Annotated in this window: 15 protein-coding genes; 3 read left to right on the top strand and 12 right to left on the bottom strand. The window is 51.9% G+C overall.

What is annotated here, in order from left to right:
• Positions 1 to 4: 4 nt before the first annotated feature.
• From ACYZZ0_RS12775 to cydD, 3 genes are all read right to left on the bottom strand, one after another.
• Positions 5 to 538 (bottom strand): c-type cytochrome, encoded by a 534-nt coding sequence (locus ACYZZ0_RS12775; RefSeq protein WP_461537020.1) that lies wholly within the window; start codon positions 536 to 538, stop codon positions 5 to 7.
• Between the two features lie 193 nt (positions 539 to 731).
• Positions 732 to 2,408, bottom strand: coding sequence for a heme ABC transporter ATP-binding protein/permease CydC (gene cydC, locus ACYZZ0_RS12770; RefSeq protein ID WP_461537019.1), 1,677 nt, complete (start codon positions 2,406 to 2,408; stop codon positions 732 to 734).
• Positions 2,405 to 4,207, bottom strand: coding sequence for a heme ABC transporter permease/ATP-binding protein CydD (gene cydD, locus ACYZZ0_RS12765; protein ID WP_461537018.1), 1,803 nt, complete (start codon positions 4,205 to 4,207; stop codon positions 2,405 to 2,407). Before cydD ends, cydC begins: the two co-directional genes overlap by 4 nt.
• A gap of 156 nt (positions 4,208 to 4,363) precedes the next feature.
• Between cydD and trmJ the strand changes: the two genes are divergently transcribed.
• Positions 4,364 to 5,092 carry a tRNA (cytosine(32)/uridine(32)-2'-O)-methyltransferase TrmJ gene (gene trmJ, locus ACYZZ0_RS12760; RefSeq protein ID WP_461537017.1) on the top strand — a complete coding sequence of 243 codons (729 nt, stop codon included), beginning with the start codon at positions 4,364 to 4,366 and terminating at the stop codon, positions 5,090 to 5,092.
• Positions 5,093 to 5,268: 176 nt separating this feature from the next.
• Here trmJ and ACYZZ0_RS12755 read toward each other — a convergent pair whose 3' ends face one another.
• The 6 genes from ACYZZ0_RS12755 to cysM form a co-directional block, all read right to left on the bottom strand.
• A complete protein-coding gene (locus ACYZZ0_RS12755) occupies positions 5,269 to 6,243 on the bottom strand; it encodes a helix-turn-helix domain-containing protein (protein WP_461537016.1) in 975 nt (324 codons plus the stop codon).
• Positions 6,244 to 6,747: 504 nt separating this feature from the next.
• Positions 6,748 to 7,332 (bottom strand): D-sedoheptulose 7-phosphate isomerase, encoded by a 585-nt coding sequence (gene lpcA, locus ACYZZ0_RS12750; protein ID WP_461537015.1) that lies wholly within the window; start codon positions 7,330 to 7,332, stop codon positions 6,748 to 6,750.
• Between the two features lie 22 nt (positions 7,333 to 7,354).
• On the bottom strand, positions 7,355 to 8,188 hold the full coding sequence (mazG, locus tag ACYZZ0_RS12745; protein ID WP_461537014.1) for a nucleoside triphosphate pyrophosphohydrolase: 834 nt from the start codon (positions 8,186 to 8,188) through the stop codon (positions 7,355 to 7,357).
• Positions 8,189 to 8,212: 24 nt separating this feature from the next.
• The gene (gene relA, locus ACYZZ0_RS12740; protein WP_461537013.1) at positions 8,213 to 10,456 is read right to left on the bottom strand and encodes a GTP diphosphokinase; all 2,244 of its coding nucleotides are present in this window, start codon (positions 10,454 to 10,456) and stop codon (positions 8,213 to 8,215) included.
• 150 nt (positions 10,457 to 10,606) lie between these two features.
• Positions 10,607 to 12,016, bottom strand: coding sequence for a 23S rRNA (uracil(1939)-C(5))-methyltransferase RlmD (gene rlmD, locus ACYZZ0_RS12735; protein ID WP_461537012.1), 1,410 nt, complete (start codon positions 12,014 to 12,016; stop codon positions 10,607 to 10,609).
• Between the two features lie 23 nt (positions 12,017 to 12,039).
• The gene (gene cysM / locus ACYZZ0_RS12730; RefSeq protein WP_461537011.1) at positions 12,040 to 12,933 is read right to left on the bottom strand and encodes a cysteine synthase CysM; all 894 of its coding nucleotides are present in this window, start codon (positions 12,931 to 12,933) and stop codon (positions 12,040 to 12,042) included.
• A 551-nt stretch (positions 12,934 to 13,484) separates the two neighbouring features.
• On the opposite strand from cysM, the gene hflD reads away from it, so the two are divergent.
• Entirely contained in the window at positions 13,485 to 14,096 is a 612-nt protein-coding gene (hflD, locus tag ACYZZ0_RS12725; RefSeq protein ID WP_461537010.1) for a high frequency lysogenization protein HflD, read from the top strand.
• A gap of 147 nt (positions 14,097 to 14,243) precedes the next feature.
• Positions 14,244 to 14,666, top strand: coding sequence for a hypothetical protein (locus ACYZZ0_RS12720; RefSeq protein WP_461537009.1), 423 nt, complete (start codon positions 14,244 to 14,246; stop codon positions 14,664 to 14,666).
• Positions 14,667 to 14,790: 124 nt separating this feature from the next.
• Here the strand turns inward: ACYZZ0_RS12720 and ACYZZ0_RS12715 are convergent, their stop codons facing one another.
• Genes ACYZZ0_RS12715 through ACYZZ0_RS12705 form a run of 3 tightly spaced genes read right to left on the bottom strand, consistent with a single transcriptional unit; the run spans position 14,791 to position 19,468 of the window.
• Complete coding sequence (locus tag ACYZZ0_RS12715) at positions 14,791 to 16,110, bottom strand: hypothetical protein (RefSeq protein WP_461537008.1); 1,320 nt, start codon at positions 16,108 to 16,110, stop codon at positions 14,791 to 14,793.
• The gene (locus ACYZZ0_RS12710; protein ID WP_461537007.1) at positions 16,092 to 16,916 is read right to left on the bottom strand and encodes an outer membrane lipoprotein-sorting protein; all 825 of its coding nucleotides are present in this window, start codon (positions 16,914 to 16,916) and stop codon (positions 16,092 to 16,094) included. The genes ACYZZ0_RS12715 and ACYZZ0_RS12710 overlap by 19 nt, the downstream gene beginning before the upstream one ends.
• Positions 16,913 to 19,468 (bottom strand): efflux RND transporter permease subunit, encoded by a 2,556-nt coding sequence (locus ACYZZ0_RS12705; RefSeq protein ID WP_461537006.1) that lies wholly within the window; start codon positions 19,466 to 19,468, stop codon positions 16,913 to 16,915. Before ACYZZ0_RS12705 ends, ACYZZ0_RS12710 begins: the two co-directional genes overlap by 4 nt.
• Positions 19,469 to 19,529 lie beyond the last annotated feature (61 nt).

Genomic DNA, 19,529 nt, shown 5'->3' with positions numbered 1-19,529 from the left:
TTTTTCAGCGTACGTTTGATGTTTGAAGTCGGTCATCCGGCACAAACCGTACCACTGCCGGCATTTTGATGGTTGCCAGATTATTCGCACTCAGCTGTAAATCAGCTGCAATAATTTCATTCAGGTAAAGCAGATAGGCGGTTACGCTGTAAACTTCAGAATCCGTCAGACTACCGGGATTCTGATAAGGCATGGTGCGGCGGATATAATCAAACAGTGTGGTGGCGTAGGGCCAGTAGTTGCCAATGGTTTTCTTTGGCGCGCCGGGTTCAGCAAACGGGAATTCACCGGAAGGTAAGCGACCCACCAGCTTGTCGTTCAAGCCCCCCTTCCCTTCAGCTCCGTGACAGAGCGCACATCGCTGCAAGTACAGAGTTTTGCCTTCCTCGACATTACCTGTCCCGGGAGGGAGTCCTTTTCCATCAGGTCTGATGGCGATGTCCCAGGCCTGAATTTCCTCTGGCGTTGCAGTCTGACCTATGCCCCAGCGTTCATTCTCATCCGCCAAAACAAACTGTACTTCTGTTAACAGAAGCATCCAGCAAACCATTGCTGCTAGAACTGTTCTTTTAATGAAACACAGAAACGCTGAGCACATCATGCTTCCCGGAGTACAGTCCACCAGAAAGTAAAAGAGCATTTCATCAAAAGATGAAATGCTCTCAGGAAGGCAATCAGCATGGTGCAGGATCTTTAATCCTGCAAGTTATCAGCTTAATACAGAATGTTATTTATAGAAGCTTACCTGCATCCATTCTGACAATTCGGTCCATATGCTCCAGCGCTGTACGACGATGCGTTATTAACAGCAACGTCCGACCCTCAGCAGCTTTCAAAATACCCTGCATAACCCGGTTTGCGGTAACGGTATCCAGCCCTTCAGTCGGCTCATCCAGCAACAGTAACGGCGCCGGCTGCAACAGTGCCCGGGCAATACCCAGTCTTCGAGCTTCACCACCGGACAGTCGTACCCCGCCGGCACCGAGCCAGATATTCAGCAGATCCTGTGGTGAATGGGCCATATGGGACAATTCCAGATCCTTCAACAGCTGATACAGCTTGCCGTCACTGGCGTCCGGGTCACCGATCTTGAGGTTATCCCGCAGGGTACCTTCAAATACATGCACACGCTGTGGTACAACACGCATGCCCTGACGCAGCTGGACCTCGTTATAGCTTTCCAGCAGATGACTATCAATCTTGATCACCCCCCGGTCGGGATCCCAGTCACGGGTTAACAGTCGGTACAGGGTTGATTTGCCACAACCAGTGCGTCCCAGAATCGCTACATGCTCGCCCGGCTCAACCTGTAGTGACAGCCCTTTCACCGTATCTTCCAGTCCGTTCGGATAACGGAACCAGATATTGTCCAACGTCACAGAACCTTGACTGATATCGGGTAGTGAGTGCTCTTCGTCGGGAAATACAATGCGGGATGGTGTTTTAACCACTTCATGCAATCGCCGTGCGGATGTCCGGGTATATCCCAGAAAACGGAAAGCACCCGGCAGCATATGAAAGGCCTCAAACGCAGCCAGCGTACCCAGCACCATCAGGGTCATCACCGGGCCATCAATATAGTTTTTATGCACCGCTTCCGCTGCCAGATACATGACCAGCAGCACCGTAGCGCCTGCGGCCAGCATCAGCATCGCCTGTGACAAGCCAGCATACCAGGCCATTTTTTCCTGGCTTTGCAGCAGCTCACGCTCTTTATGCCGGAGCTCATCCCGATAACGCTGCTCGGCATCGAAAATCAGCAGTTCAGCCTGCCCGCCCAGGTAATCCAGCAAACGGGTACGCATTTCACTTTGCTGATGCGCCATGGCTTCACCGGGCTTGCGGCTGGTCTGATAGACCACAAACGGAGTGACGATCAGCAAGACCATTAATACTGTGCCAATCAGTACCGCGATATCGGCATTGAATACAGCCAGCAAGGCGCCCAGAGTCAGTGTCGCAAGAAAAGCCACAAAGATAGGCGACAACAGACGAAGATACAGCTGATCCAGTGCATCGATATCCGCCACCAGCCGGTTCAGCAATTCACCCTTGCGCCAGATAGAAAGCTCGCCGGCAGAAAAAGGCAGCAACCGATAGTAAAACCAGGTACGCAACCAGGCCAGCAACCGGAAAGTCGCATCATGACTTACCAGCCGATCGAAATACCGCCCCGCAGTTCGCAGAATGGAAAAACCGCGAACACCCGCACCGGGGGTAAAAAAGTTGAATGACTGAGCCGTGGCAAAACTGAGCCCGGCAATAGCAGTTGCTGTAATAAACCAGCCTGACAATGCCAGCAACGACACACTGGCCGCCAGCGTAATAAAAGCCAGCAACATCCCCAGAGAAAGACGCCCTGCCTGATGCCGGTACAGCTTCAGGAACGGCCATAACTCATGCATCATGCCTGCTCTCCCTCCCATTCAGCCAGCAGCCGGTTGAAGATCACGCTGTCCTGCTTCAGTGTGGCAAGCGTGCCCTGCTCAACAATACGACCATGATCCATTACCAGAATGGTGTCGACATCATCCAGCAGATCAAACCGGTGGGTAACCATAAATACCGTGCTTTGCCGCGTCAGCTTTCTCAGTGCCTGATGCACTCTGGCTTCACTGTAACGATCCAGGCTGGCAGTCGGCTCATCCATAATGAACAATCCTGCCGGCGGTTCATCCTGTTTATGAGCCATCGCACGGGCCAACGCAATACGCTGCGCCTGCCCTACCGACAAGCTGCTACCCTCTTCCTGCAATGGCGTATCGATTCCCTGTGGCAAGCGTTCAACAAATTCCCATGCCTGTGACCAGACCAGTGCCGAGTGCACCGCATGATCATCCAGTTCGGGACGACCCAGAGTCACATTTTCCCGCACCGTGCCCTGAATCAGTAACGGATTCTGACCAATCCAGGTCAGTCCCCGGCGCCAGTTCTCCGGCTGTAGCCGCTCGGCATCACGGCCATCAAACTCCAGCAGACCACCGAACTCATGAAAGCCCAGCAGGGTTTCAACTAGTGTTGTTTTGCCGGCGCCACTGGCGCCGACAACCGCGACTTTCTGGCCGGGATAGATTTCAAAACTGATATTATCCAGCAGCTTTGCCCCGGTATTGGTGCTGTACACTGTCAGATCTTTAGCCAGCACCCAGCGCGCGCCCTGCCACTGAACCGGATAGGACGATCTGGCTTCAGTTTCAGCTTCTTCCTGATCATCGTTCGATAGCTCCAGCACTTCCAGAATCGCATCACCCGCTCCGATCGCTTCTGCTCGGGCATGATAGAAAGAGCCCAGATCTCGCAACGGCTGATAAAACTCGGGCGCCAGCAGTAACAGGAACAACCCGGTAAACAGGGTCATTTCCGAAGCCGCGCCAAAATTGATATGCCCCAGATAACTCAGGCCGAGATAAACCGCAGTGAGTGCAATCGACAGTGCAGTAAAGAACTCCAATACCGCCGATGACAGAAACGCCAGTCGCAATACTTTCATCGTATGCTGACGAAAACGATCTGCTGCGCGGCTGACAGCAACACCTTCGGCTTCAGCCTGATTAAACAGTTTGAGTGTGCCCAGTCCCTGCAACCGGTCGAGGAAATGGCCGCCCATTCGGGCCAGGGCATTGAAGTTCTGCTGACTGGCCTGAGCTGCCTTGCGTCCGACCAGAATCATAAATACCGGCACCAGCGGTGCTGTCACCGCAAACACCAGCGCGACAATCCAGTCCTGGCTGGCGGCGGCCAGAAAAATAAGGGTGGGAATAAAGACCGCAATTTTCATCTGCGGCTGATAGTGGGCATAAAAGTCGTGCAGCTTTTCAACCTGCTCCAGCACCGTGGTGGTCCAGGCCCCGGCCGAACGCCGCCGCAAACCTACCGGTCCCAGTTCCCGGAACCGTTCCAGCAACTGCTTGCGCACCTCGACCCGGATCGCGGCACCGGCCTTGAAGGCGGTAAAGTCACGCAGAAAAATCAGTCCGGCACGCATCAGCACCAGCAGGGCAAACCCCACCAGCGGAAAGCTCAGACGATCAACGCCGACACCTTCCATCACCACCTGTTGAATAATATGAGCCAGCAATAACGCCTGCCCCATAATAATCAAACCGGTTAATACCCCATTGGCGACCACCAGCCGTGGCCACAGCCCGGCATGGCTGACCAGCCCGCCAAGCCAGCGGTAGACTTCACGCTCCCTTGCACTGTTCATTATGCAGCGAGCCCTGTCACGTTGTTGGTGATGTGTTCCAACATTACTTCACTCCTGTGTCCATGCAGGCCGGCACTTCAGGTTCTATAAACTTGTGGCTGCAGAACCTATAATGCCGCTCCCTCACAGACTTACTTCATAAACGGCTGACTATATATGCTGGACAATATCCGCGTTATTTTGATCAACACTTATCATCCCGGGAACATCGGTTCAGCCGCTCGCGCCATGAAAACCATGGGTCTGAAAAACTTGTGGCTGGTACAACCCCAGACCTTTCCGGCTCCGGAGGCAACCTCAATGGCTGCCGGAGCAACCGATCTGCTTGAACAGGCTCATATTGTCGAAACTTTCGACGAGGCCATTGCCGACTGCTCTCTGGTCATCGGCACCAGTGCCCGTGATCGCCGTTTCCCCCTGCCTCAACTTACTGCCCGGGAATGTGCACCAAAAGCAATAAAGGAGGCTGCCAGCAGTCAGGTGGCGCTGGTATTTGGTCGGGAGACCATGGGGCTGCACAACGATGAGCTCTACAAATGCAATATTCACGTCAGCATTCCCGCCAACCCTGAATATCCTGTGCTGAATATGGCCGCTGCGGTGCAGACGCTCTGCTATGAACTCTATCAGAGCAATCTCGAATTGCAGCAAGAAGCCTATCCAGCTGTTCAGGAAGAGCCCTATCCTCACACAGAAGATATGGAGCGCTTTTACCAGCACCTTGAAAAGGCGCTGTATGATATAGGCTTCATCGTGCCGCAACACCCGGGCGTCATCATGACCCGGCTACGCCGCTTCTTTAACCGCTCCCGTCCGGAACAGAAAGAAATCAGAATCCTGCGTGGTATTCTGACTTCAGCGCAGAAAGCAGCTGACAAGCCATAAACCCGAAAGGGTGTCAGCCCGGCTCAATCAAACTCATACAAGATAGCTGAATACAAAACAGACCGGCCAGTGGCTATGCTATAACGCCAGACCATTGGCCGGTATCGGTATTAGTTAGTATTCTTTTTGTAACAACATCCTGTTACTTACGTCTTTTGTCGTGTATTTGAGCATACTTACTGCTGCAGCAAATAACCGATATCCCGTTCCTGCCGCAAGGTGCGGGCATCAACAGCATAAGTCAGGAAAGCAACATCCCTGCCCTGGTAACGCACGCCATTTTCCTGCACATCATGACCCGCCAGTACCGGTTTGAAATGCACGGCTTTCATCAGTCGGGCACCGTCGCTGGTGAGACTGGTACCACCAATCATTTTCAGGTTATCGCCACTGCGAGGCAGATTGCGTACCAGCTTCAGCAACAGGTTCGCCGCTGCCAGTTTGGTACCACCATAGGTTGAATACAGATAGAAGCAAAAAGGTTCGCCATGCCTGGCCAGATGCCTCGGTTCAAGCTCGGACTCTTTCATCCGGGCATGAATCAGGTCATCAAACACCTCCGGTTTGACACTGAAACCCACTGCATGACCCACATAATGGTGATAACGGGTACAGACCACAGAAAAACCACGGTGAGCTGCCAGCAATCCCTTCAGCTGCTCCAGTGACATGGAACTGGATGCACAGTAATGAATGGACTGCTGATATTCCAGAATCAGATGCAGGAAAGACTCTTCTTCCGCATGGCCCGGCAATGGCTCGATTGTATAGTTCGCTGAACGCAGCTCGGGAAATGAACCGACTTTGGCTCCAATCCGTGGAGAGGACATAAAGTGGCGCACGATATAACTCAGGCAGTCGGAGCGTGGACCGCTGCGACGTCGGGATTCACGGAACGGCAGGTAATGATCAGGATTCCCCCCGAAAAAACTGATCACATGACGTTGCCGCTCCAGAGTCGGTTCCGTCATGGAACGTTCCCAGCGACTGATTGTTACCGCATCGATACCTGAAAGCACACGTGAATGGGCACTGAGGTGCTGCGCCAGCAGATCCTGGGTCAGCTTTCGCCCCTTGCGCTCCTGTTTCAGATATTTGGCAAATGTTTCCGGCGCAGATGCGTCATTTAGAGATTGAGCATGTTCCTGCACGCTGCGTCACTCCTGTCAGCTAATGCCTGGCTCTGATAAGCCATGAACGAAGGAATACAGCGTTCTCCCCCCCGGTGATGGAACTGTACTCCTACGATCAAAAATACCGGGCAGATCTTTCCGGACCGGCGGGCATACTACATTAACACTGCCGTCAAAAATCCAGACTGACCTTGGTCATTACAGAACAAAAAGTTGGCCCGACCGCGACACTCACATATGTAGCCCCTGTAGTATCTGGGCAGTCGTTAGAACTTTTACTTATATGATTATAATGAAATTCGCTCGCAGAATCCTGCATAAATAATCAAATATTTATACCTTGTCTGATATTTATTTCAGATCGGGAAAATGCTAAGGGAGATAGGGTAGAAGCTACTTCGGCTTTTACTTATTGGAGGAGGATTCTGCCAGCATTCGGGTTTTTAATCCAGTCTGGCAGTAGAGAAAAAGAAGGATTCTGTTGCTGGCAACATAGAATCCTTCCTGTTCGAGCTATTTATATCAGGCCATTTGCTGCTCAATCAGCTGAATCAGGATATGAATCACCTTGATATGTACTTCCTGAATCCGGTCGGCATAGCCAAAGTGCGGTACCCGGACTTCAACGTCAGCCTGACCGGCCAGTTTGCCACCGTCCTTACCGGACAGCAGGATCACTTTCATGCCTTTGGCACGTGCGGCTTCGACAGCCTTGATCACATTGCCGGAATTCCCGCTGGTGCTGATACCGAACAACACGTCACCCTGCTGCCCCAGACCTTCAATGTAGCGGGAGAAAACAAAGTCATAGCCAAAGTCGTTGGATACGCAGCTCATATGGCTGGGATCCGAGATGGCAATTGCCGGATAGGCCGGGCGGTTATCACGGTAACGTCCGGTCAATTCTTCGGCAAAATGCATGGCATCACAGTGGGAACCACCGTTACCACAGGACAGCACCTTGCCACCCTGTTTGAAGCTGTCAGCAATCAGTTGCGCGGCAGCGGCAATCGCTTCCAGATTACTGTCGTCTTCCAGAAAACGAGTCACCACTTCTGCCGCTTCAGTCAGTTCCTTTTTGGCCAGCGCCATCATTGCTTGTGTCATTAACACAGCTCCTTTACCGCGATTACTCTTGCGCCTTGGCAGACTGCCAGAGGGCTTCCATTTCTTCCAGTGTCGACTCCTGCGGAGAGCGGTTCACTGCCGCCAGTGCCTGTTCGATAGACAGGAACCGACGTTTGAATTTGGTATTGGCACGCAACAGTGCCTGCTCGGCATCCAGCCCGTGATGGCGAGCCAGATTAACCACCGCAAACAGCAGGTCACCCAGTTCGTCTTCCTGACGATCCCGGTTATTCCGCTCAGGGTCATCATCACTGACTTCCCGCAGTTCAGCCACTTCTTCCTCGATCTTGGCAAACACCGGTTCTTTATCCGGCCAGTCAAAGCCGACACCGGCTGCCTTGAGCTGAATCTGTTGTGCCTGCTTCAATGCCGGCAGTGTTTTCAACACACCATCCAGAACACTGTCGGGTTGAGTTGCACAACCCTGCTTTTCCTGTTGCTTGATCGCCCGCCACTGATCCATCACAGCTTCCGCATCCAGCTGCGACAGATTATCACCAGCAGTCTCTTCATCTGCTGCAGCGCCGAATATATGCGGATTACGCCGCCGCATTTTGCTGACGATACTGCCGATAACATCGCTCAGATCAAACAGCCCCTGCTCTTCTGCCATCCGGGCATGGAAGACGACCTGCAGCAGCAGATCACCCAGTTCATCACATAACAGTTCCGGCTGTTTGTCCCGAATTGCGGCCAGCACCTCATAGGCTTCTTCCAGAGTAAAGGGCGCAATTGTTTCAAACGTCTGCTCGCGGGACCAGGCACATCCTTTATCCTGATCCCGCAGCATAGCCAGTATCTGTTGTAACTCCTCCAGCGAGGCTCGATCCGTCATTCGGCTTTCATCCCGGTTTAGTCATCATCCTGATTTACGATAACGCACAGCTTCGATTACGTTCGGCAGCTGCATAATCTTGGCCAGTACCTTGCCCAATAGCGACAGGTCGGTTACCGCCACGGTCAGCACCATATTGGCCAGGTTGGCTTCCTTGCTGGTGCGGGTTGTCAGCGACTGGACATTGATCTTCTCATTGGCCAGCAGCAGGGTAATATCCCGCAGCAGTCCGGGACGGTCATAGGCCTGAATCAATACTTCTACCGGATAGGTTTCAGCGGTGTCATCACCCCAACTGACCTCGATAATCCGGTGAGGTTCCTGATCCTGCAGCTGCAGGGCGTTATTACAGTCCTGACGGTGGATGGTTACACCCCGCCCCATGGTGATATAGCCCATAATGGGATCACCCGGCAGCGGATGGCAGCACTTGGCCATCTGGGTCATCAGGTTGCCAACACCGTAGATGGAAATATCGCCTTCCGGACGCAGCTCGGTCTGGGGACGGAAGCGGGGAATTTCCTCGCTTTTCTTTTCCGGCTCCAGCAGCCGCTGGGCGGCATTGACGACATGGGCAGTTCGCAGATCGCCGGCACCGACCGCGGCAAACATATCAGCCGGTTCCTTATAGTTGACCTGGATTGCCAGTTCATCCAGATCCACATCCATCAGCGCCAGACGCTTCAGTTCATCTTCCACCATACGGCGACCGTTGGCTTCATTGAACTCGTGATCCTGCTTCTTGAACCAGTTAGTGATCTTGGCCCGGGCACGAGAGGTGTTGACGTAACCCAGGTTCGGGTTCAGCCAGTCCTTACTCGGTGTCGCATTGGATGCGGTAAGAATTTCAACCTGAGAGCCGGTTTTAAGCGTATGGTTCAGCGGAACAATACGACCATTGACCTTTGCTCCGCGGCATTTACGGCCCACTTCAGAGTGAATTCTGAAAGCAAAGTCGATCGGTGTCGCACCGGTTGGCAGATCGATGACATGACCATCACGGGTAAAGACATAAATCCGATCCGGCTCGACATCCGCACGCCACTGATCCGGCAGCCCGTCGAGATCGCCCAGTTCTTCATGCCATTCCAGTACCTGCCGCAGCCAGGCAATTTTCTCTTCGTAGCTGTCGCTCTTGCTATTGACGTCAGTGCCCTTGTATTTCCAGTGAGCACAGACACCCAGTTCAGCTTCCTCATGCATATCATGGGTTCTGATCTGGACTTCAACGGTTTTACCTTCCGGCCCGAGCACCGCAGTATGCAGGGAGCGATAGCCATTTTCTTTCGGCGTCGCAATATAGTCATCAAACTCTTTCGGAATATGACTCCACAGCGAATGCACGATACCCAGTGAGGCATAACAGTCACGTACTTCCGGCACCAGCACCCGCACCGCACGAATATCGTACAGCTCGCGGAATTCCAGCCCCTTGCGCCGCATTTTGCGCCAGATACTGTAGATATGCTTGGCTCGACCGGATACATCCGGCTCGATACCGGCCTGCCCCAGTGAGGTTTTCAGGGTGGAAACCACATCCTGAATATACTGTTCACGATCCAGCCGCTTCTCATCCAGCAGCCGGGCGATTTTCTTGTAGTCCTGGGGTTTCAGGTAGCGGAATGAAAGATCTTCCAGTTCCCACTTGATGTAACCAATACCCAGACGGTGAGCCAGCGGGGCATAGATTTCAAACACTTCCCGGGCAACCCGGCGGCGTTTTTCGCGGTCAACATTCTTTACCGCCCGGATGGCACAGGTCCGTTCCGCCAGTTTGATCAGCGCAACCCGGACATCATCAATAATCGACACCAGCATCTTGCGGATCTTGTCCAGCTGGTCCTGACGCTGATCCAGCACCTGGGTGCGCCCCCCGGTATTGCCGCTGATAACCGCCATGCCCTGAACATCGACAATCAGCTTGATGACTGCACTGCCGAAGTGCTTTTTAACCTTTTCCTGATCCAGCTTGCACTCACGCACCGCACGATACAGGATCGCAGCAATCAGGCTGTCCTGATCGAGTCTCAGCTCGGCCAGAATCCCTGCCATTTCCAGTCCCACATGGAAACAGTCAAAACCGGATTCACTGCCCCAGGTATCGGTACCGATACCTTCTTTATGGCGCGCATCACGAATCCACTCGCAGGCATCGCGCACCAGGTTGCGATCACGCAACGTAACCTGAGTTGCCAGGCGGTCAAGCCAGGCTTCAATATTGACACTGCCGTCGATGTGGACCGGCTGATCTTCTCTTACCTTGACCATTCAATTTGTTCCATTCAAGTCCCCGGCAGACTTCTCATTCCCAATACAATTTTCAGCAGTGATGATCTGTTAACAGTCTCACAGAAAATTGTAGCAACAGCCCACCGAAGCACCTGTCAATTACCCTGCCTTCACCGGACAGGTTTTCTGTTACGTATTCTCTTTACAAAAAAGCGCAATGGTTTCCACATGCGCGGTCTGGGGAAACATATCCATGATCCCCAGCTGCTCCATTCGGTATCCCTGCCTTACAATCTGAGCCGCATCCCGGACAAAGGTTCCCGGATTACACGAAACATAAACAACTCTTTCCGGCTGCCACTGCTGAAAGCAGGGCAAAACAGCATCGGCACCGGCACGGGGTGGATCCAAAAGCACCTTGTCGTATTTTTGATCCGCCCACTCGCCCTGAGGTAAACGACTCAGGTCTGCCACATGAAAGCTGCCTTCCAAACCGTTGGCACTGGCATTCATTCCGGCACGCTCGACCGAACTTTCCGCACCTTCAACCCCGGTCACTTTCGCGCCCAGTCGCGCCGCTGGCAGGGCAAAGTTGCCAAGACCACAGTAGAGGTCGAGCATCGACTCGCCCGGTTTCAAGTCCAGCCAGTCGATTGCCTGCTTCACCATATCGCGGTTAATGCCCCGGTTAACCTGGGTAAAGTCACTAGGCAGATATTTCAGGCTGAGCTCAAACTTCTCAAGCTCGTAGCTCAGCCAGCTATCATTTTGCTGTTCATTTTCCCGGGGAGAGTAAAGACATTCACTGCCACCGTCAGAATTTCTCTGGAACACATAAACCTGATGCTGCTCGCCAAAGCGGATAAATGCCGCCCTGTCACTGCGGCTCAGCTTCTTTAACGGTTCAATCAGAATGGCAGTGGCATGTTCCCCGGTATCCAGATCGATACGCTGAATACCACGACCATGTTCATTCAATACATCGCGAAGCGGCAGCAATAATTTCTGCAGCGCACCGACCAGTAGCGGGCAGGCCTGAATATCACAAATAGAATGGCTGCCCAGTTCGCGAAAGCCAAAACGCAACTTTCCTTTGTGCCAGCCAACAGCAAGACCTGCCCGGGAACGAACGCCATAAGCCGGGCCGGTGAGCGGTGCAGCTACAGATTCAGGTGCCAGCTTTTCCTGGCGCTGTAACAGAGACAATACCTGCTGCTGCTTTTCATGCAACTGTCGCTTATGGTCAACATGTTGCCAGACACAGCCACCACAGCGGCCGAAATACTGGCAGGCAGGTTCAGTGCGGTCAGCTGAAGGTTCAATCACCTCAAGCAACCGCGCTTCATCAAACTTGCGCCCGGCCTCGGTAATACGGGCTGAAACGGTTTCTCCGGGCAGGGTACCCGGAATAAAAATAACCTTGCCGTCTCCGGCACTGTTATTTCTGGAATTTCTGAGTCCACCCAGCCGTTGGCGCTGCGCGCTGCCACCTGCCGGGTGACGGGCAATACCCCGCCCGTCATGACTCAGTCCGTGAACTTTGAGCTTAAGCTCGGTTGTCGGCTTGGAACGGCGCCGAGAGCCGCTGGATTTTAACATTGAACAGGGTTTCAAACAGGAGTTCAGGGAGTATCAAATACTCCGGTAGACAGATAACGATCCCCCCGGTCGCAGATAATGGTGACAATCACCGCGTTTTCCAACCCCTGCGCCAGCCGAAGTGCTCCAGCCACCGCACCACCGGATGATACACCGCAGCACAGGCCTTCTTCCTGCGCCAGCCGGCGCATGGTGGCAACCGCCTCTTCGTTGCTGATATCAAGAATCCGGTCCACCCGGTTGCCATCGTAGATTTCCGGCAGATAGGCTTCAGGCCAGCGACGGATACCCGGAATACTCTCACCTTCGGACGGCTGCAGGCCGACAATTTCAATCTCGGGGTTTTGCTCTTTCAGAAAACGCGAGGTACCCATAATAGTACCGGTGGTACCCATGGCACTGACAAAATGAGTCACCGTGCCACTGGTCTGCTGCCAGATTTCCGGGCCGGTGCCCTGATAATGGGCCAGCGGATTATCTTGATTGGCAAACTGGTTCAGCACCCTGCCCTTGCCTTCGGCTTCCATCTGCAGCGCCAGATCACGGGCACCTTCCATACCTTCGTTGGCAGCAGAAACCAGGATCAGTTCGGCACCATAAGCCTGCATGGAAGCCCGGCGTTCCTGACTCATATTATCCGGCATAATCAGCACCATCCGGTAACCACGAATCGCCGCCGCCATTGCCAGCGCGATACCGGTGTTGCCACTGGTAGCCTCGATCAGGGTATCTCCGGGACGGATCAGCCCTTTGGCCTCGGCTTCACCAATCATGCTCAAGGCAGCACGATCCTTTACCGAACCTGCAGGATTATTGCCCTCCAGCTTCAGCAGCACCGTATTGGAGGTATTGTTCATCCGCTGCAGAGAAATCAGCGGTGTGTTTCCGACCAGTTGTTCGATTGTGGGATATTGCATGACAGCAGCAGACGCCCCCTCGCACGTCTGTAATTCAGGACAAACAGCGGCGATGATACCTGATCTGGCGGGTATGCGTAATGCTGTGAGGTGGGCATGGGTGGTTTTATGCCCTGACTCGTAGAAAATGAGGTTGTTCTTGTGTAGGTTCGGTTACGATAGTGCCAGTTTACTCTTCCTGGAGAAAGGGTAATATCCCCGAAAAATAAAGTTGTAAATACTAGAGGTTTTATATGTTTTTCTACTGGAGAATTTTGATTTTCTCCTGGGTAGCTTTACTGCTTTTTATGATGATAAGCCCACTGTTTCTTAGCCCTGAGATAGTTTCAAATTTTATATTCAATCGTACAATTGGAACGTTATTTTGGATTTCTACAGCTATCCTCTATCTTCTTCCGCTTGGATACTACGCCCTCACATGGAAAAGAAGACATAAAATCAAAAGCATAATTTCGGTATGCATTGCGATTTTATGCCCGGTAATGGGGAGTATTTACCTCTATTTTGCAGAAGTGAAAAATAATTCAGTGTAATTGGGGAAAGAGCAACGGATGCAGTACACAACGAAGGATCAAGTCACCGCACTATCGGGGGTTTTCCAGGCGGCCAGCCTGATCGATCAGATAGCCGTGCATGGCACAGCTGAAAGTGAGCCGCTGGAAACTATCATCCAGAGCCTTTTTATTACCAGCCCTGATACTGTTGTCGATGTGTATGGTAACTACGGGAAACTGTCTACCGGCCGTCAGGTCATAAAGGACGTATTTACCCACAGAAACAAGCCAACATCGGGCCGTGTAGCAGGTTACGCACTGGGCATGACTCACCTTGAACGCAGACTCGCTCGCAGGCCTGAAGTGCTGGGCGTAATATCTCAGCGACTGGAGCGCAGTAAAGACCAGGCTGAACACTTTGGTGCAACACATGAGGTGGTCATATCAAGCCTGGCCAGTACCTATCTGGATACTATGAGTTCATTCAAATCAAGAATCCAGGTAACCGGTGACCGCCGTAATCTGCAGGTGCCAGCCAATGCCAACAAAATTCGTGCTCTGATCTTTGCCGGTATACGTTCAGCGATTTTATGGCGCCAGACCGGTGGCAGTCGTTTGCATCTGTTGATCAGCCGTAAAAGGTTGCTTGAAGGACTGAATCAGATGTAAGAGTTGCAGGGCTGTCAGACACAGCCCTGATACCAAATAGCTAGAAACTGACTTTTATCTGGCCCCAGATGTGGAAACTTATGGGTATCCAAATTATTTCCTTTTAAATTACTCTTTCAGAATAAACCTCTGCTAGGTATACGAATCATGAGAAGTATCGAAGAAGTAATTGAAGATGTAGATGGATATTTGCCGGTCCACGATGACTGGGAACCTCTTGATGAGTTAATAGACGAAGCTTGCAACGCAAGTGATCAAAGGATTGTTAAACCTTTTCTTGGATTGTTAGAGCGTAATCAGGATCATGATGGTTATGGTGTGTTTTGGTCAATTGTTCATGCTTTAGAGAGTTTAGGTGGATATGAGACTGAACTAGCTGCCTCCGCATTAAGAAAACCTCACGAGCTGAGCGTACTTATGCTGAATCGATTATTAAACAGTGGTATTCAAACTATTGATGGTAGGCCAATATTGGAAATACTATTAGAAATTGCCAACAACCCTGCTTTTCCAAAATCCATACAAGAGGAGGCCAGTGAGTTTGTGGCCTATCAGCGAGAAAAAATATAAAAGAAGATAGTAAATACAGCCGTATTTTTGCCCGATTTTTTGATACCCCCAAAGCCCGCTCTATCTTCCTTTCAGGCAAAAACTTTCCCGGCAGGCTGTCAGAAACAGCCCTGATACCAAACACCTAAAAACTGACTCTTAGCCTACCCCAAATATTACTGTTATCTTCATGCTGCCCGAAAAAACTGTACCGGTGCCGACCATAAAACAGATTGGCGCCGACAGAGAATGTCCAGCGGTCATCCATGCGGTAAACAACGGAAGGTTTCAGATAGGCATCACGATCGGTCCATGACCAGAAAGAAAACAGGTTCCACTGTAATTTCTGCTGCAGGGTGCGCCAGGTTAAGCGCAGCGTCAGTAACTGACGGTACTCTTCAGGTTCGTAGGCAGGCTTGGGAGAGTGTTTTTTAAGTTGGTCGTAGTCCTGTGTCCACTCCAGATAATACTGAACTGCCGCCGTCAGATCTTTTATCACTTCCTGTTCATAGCCCAACAGGCCTCGAAACTGGGAGTTGGCAATGGCCGAGTTATTGCCTTTTCGATCTTCACGGCTGTCGTACCAGGCCAGTTCTGAATTAAATACGCCCTTGCCCAGCGGCGTTCTCGCGCTGGCGCCCCAGACATTAAGCGATGGATAGGTCATCTGTCCTTTTTTATTGATGCCCACCGGCGTTGGCCAGTAGCCATGATAACCGTAAGCCGCATATTCAACCCCATTGCGACTTGTTGCCAGTCTTACGGCCAGCGTATCGCCATCGGGTTTATCCGGATGCGTATGAGCCGCTGTATTTTTACCCTGCGCTGGCGAGAAGTAAGAGAAGCGGTCACCATTAACAATACGATCTGCCGTAAACTCTGGCGACCAGACCAGATCCAGATTAAAGTCCTGACCATACCAGCTGGCTTTCAGACTGTCTGATGGTGCTTTCAGATATTCATCATCCCGCCCGGTAAAGAATGATTGCCAGTCCTTGGGAAACAGATCATTCAGAAACAGATAATCACCGGTACCCCAGGTCAGTACCTGCCGCCCGACTTTTATATCCAGCTGTTCAGCAGGCGAAAAAGCGACAGCGGCGGTGCGGGTTCGCCATTGTCCCTTATGCAGCACATCGTCATAGACGGCATCGCCCTTCAGCTGTAACTGCCAGCTTTCAGCCTGATAATCCAGTTCCAGCCGGGTTCGAAATTCGCTGTAGGTTTTATCCCGGGGTAATGCGGCGTTATGGTGCAGACGCGAGCCATATCCAGCCTCGGCAAACCCTTTCCAATGCCAGGGTGAATCCGGTTCATCTTCCCAGCCTTCACTCTCCCAGTTGTCATCTTCCCAATCATTTTCATTCGGGCTATCTGCCGCAACCACAGCTTGTACACTGAGCATAGAAATCAGCAGTGCCAGCATTTTCAGTTTTGAATGCTGCATCACTTTGCTTTCAGCCATTTGGTTGGAGGGTTTCTCAGGCTTCTTTCACTGAAAATATCCTGCGGTAGTCCGATATCAAAGCGCACTCTTCGCATCTGCATCAGGGTATAGGTGCCCCGGGTAACTCTGGAAATTTTCACCTCGGTCGCAACCGGGTAGCCCTGAAACACTTCTGTCTTGATCACTTCCATGCGCCGATACACCTTGCCGCGGGCATCGGTGTATTCAACCTTGACCGGCAGAAAGGTTTTACGGTCAATCCAGCTGGTGTACTCCACAAATTCAACACTCTTGCTGTCTTTGGGTGTGCTTCTTAACTGAAACAGCTCCGGTGTTGTGGCAATCAACTGATGGCTATCGGCCTTCGGGTCCCTGCCGGAAACATCTTCATAGAAAAAGTCGGAGCCGACAAAATAGGTGCGCTTGTCTCCTGCAGAGATTCTTTTAACCAGATCCAGTCCCGGCAGATACAGCCAGCGATCATCGTCGTTACCCGGATGTTTGATAACCCGATAGACCGTTCCCCGCACATCACTGGGACGACTGAAAAATACCATCAGGTCCTGATCGCCACCCGGCTCGACATTACGTCTTAACATGGAGAACTGACGTAACTGGCGCCTCCCCTGGGCATCAACAATTTTCATCCTGGCCTCGGCACTGCCATCGGCACCGGCATAATAAGAAGCCAGACTGGCCCGGCTGACGATTTCTTCCGCCGTCAGTGTCGGCTGTTTGGTTTCAGCCTGTTCTGTAGCCGACGACACATAAGGCGCCAGAGCCACCAGCAAGAACACAGAAACAAGTTGCTTTATTGTTTTCATCCTGAATTCCTTTTACTTGACGCCGTTACCGTTTCCCAGCAATTTCCCAGCAATGCCGGCAGCAGAACCAGTGTGACCAGTGCGGAAACCGCCATAATACTGGCGAGGAAAAAGCCTACAGTGATATACGGCACCAGTGGTGCCAGTAATAACGGGGTAAACCCGACCGCTATAACGATGGCATTGCGGGTAATGGCCCGGCCCGGTTCCTGGAACATCACCTGCAGTGCAGCCGATGTACTGTTGGTTGTACGCAATGCTTCCCGAAACCGCTCCAGGAAGTGAATGGCAAAGTCTACCGACAGCCCCAGTGTCAGTGCCGACAGTACGGCAATCGGCATATCGTAGTCCTTGCCGGCCCAGCCGATCATGCCGTAGATAAAGGTAATGGTCAGTGTCAGTGGCAACATGGCCAGCACACCATATTTAAATGATCGGAACAGCAACAGCATCATCAGAAAGACAACAGCAAAGGAAGACAGCAAACTGTTCAGCATGCCGCTGACCATCGCGTCCTGCCAGATCACATTAAGATAAGCTTTTCCGGCCCAGCCATAGCGAATACCGGCTGGCAGCGGGTTTTGCTCAATGTAGTCATTTACAAAATCCACGACTTCGGTCATATGGCTGTTATCACCACTGGTCAGTTGCAACCACAGCAGGGTTGAACGGTAATCAGGGGTTACAAAGTGCCACAGATCCCGAGGACGATGAGACGACTGGTACTGCAGCAGGGTTTGCGCCACACCGTTAGGGGTTTGGGGCAGCACATAATCGGCATCCTCACCGCTGTGCAGCTCCCGGTTTACGGTTTTAACCACATCCGGCAAAGCATTGACCTTGCCTGCCAGCCCGCTGGCAACCAGACTTTCCTGAAACTTTGATATCCACGCTAGTGTGTCCGGATCAAGAAACAGGCGACGGCTTTCCTGTGTTTGTTCTACCAGTGCCAGAAGCTTATCAAGCCAGGCGGCTTCGGCTTCATCAGCATCAAACAGTCTGTCATCAAGACTTGCCGCAAGGTCTTGCAGGTTATTTTCAAATGCTTCAGTTGAGCCGTTAAAGTCAGGCAGTTCTATCGAAATATTTTGTGCTTCAGCCTGTTCAGAGATCGTTTTGGCTGCATTCACAAATTCCTGTATCGACTCTTGTTCAGATTCGGGTTCGAGTACTAGCCAGGCATCATAAGTACCGGCAAAGTGATCATTCAGCACCCGGTCAGCCACACGAATTTCATGGGACGCTTTAAACCAGTTAACCGGGTTGTCGTTGATTTCTATTTTGCTGATACCGGCAATACTCACCAGCGCCAGAGCCGCAAATCCGGCCAGTATGGTTTTGCGATAACGAACTGCGGATAAACCCAGTCGGGGCAACCAGCGTCCAATCCGGCCACCGTCTTCCATCTTATGAACAGCCTGCTGCATGGATGCCAGCGTTTCCGGCTTCATGCGGGAGATATAGGCCGGGATAAAGAAGATGGTCAGCACAAACGCCAGCACAATACCAAAGCCGATAAATGCACCGAAGATTCTGACCGGAGGAATCGGGGTCAGCATTAGCGACAGGAAGCCGACTGCTGAAGTGATTGAGGTATACAGCATCGGAGTAAACAGATGACCGACTACTTCCCTGATAACTTCTCCCGGATCAGCACCCTTACGGTAACGGTCAGCGAATTCGGACAGGATATGGGTGGAATCAACAACCGCAATCGGCATCAGGAAGATGGCAATCATTGACGACATGATATGCACGGTAAAGCCCATGCCGATCAGCAATCCCATTACAATAATCACGGTGGCCATCGCCACAATCATCGGCCCGGTGACCAGCGCAATACTGCGGAAAAACCACCACATCAGGGCAAAGATGGCGAGACCGGCCATCGGTGCAGCAATGCCCATCTGGACAAACATCTCCACCCCGAACTGATCTTCAGCTACTGGCAAGCCAGTAATGTAATATTCGTCACTGCTATTCAGCTGACTGATCAGGGTACGAATTTCTTCTGCAATCCGGTAACTGTAATCCTTCGACTCGACCGGTACATAGATAGCAGCCGCCTGACCATCACCGGACACCAGCGTATTGGCCAGCATTGGCAGGCGGTTGACGGCATGGCGCACGTTGTATGATTGCTGTTGGGTGACCGGCGCCTCCTGCATCAGCCATTCAAAACCGATTTCGCCCTGCCCTTCCTGGGTTATATTGTCGACCGTATCCAGCGCCCACTGGTCTTCTGCCAGCACACCTTCAATACCCAGAATACCTGACGATAATCGGGCCAGTGCCTGCAGGGAATCCGGATTATAAATTCCGGTCTCTTCTGTATTTACCGCGCCGACCACAATCAGGTCATACATGGCAAACTGCTGCTTGACCCGGTTATGGAAAACCCTTGCCGGGTCATTTTCCGACAGCATATTTTCCGGATCGGTATCAATTGTCAGGAAGGGCATCATGCCGCCTGATATCAATACCAGCAGCAAAACAGTGACATACACTGCTTTGGGATGTTTAAGCGATATCTCGGTAATAAAGCGTTTCATGCAGCCATTTTTTATGGTTGGTTTTTATCGGCAATTATATATTAGAAAATACTAATGTACA

It is taken from the genome of Spongorhabdus nitratireducens (assembly GCA_947387575.1).
GTDB lineage: Bacteria > Pseudomonadota > Gammaproteobacteria > Pseudomonadales > Endozoicomonadaceae > CANDOC01.
This window is presented reverse-complemented; position numbering and strand designations above follow the sequence as displayed.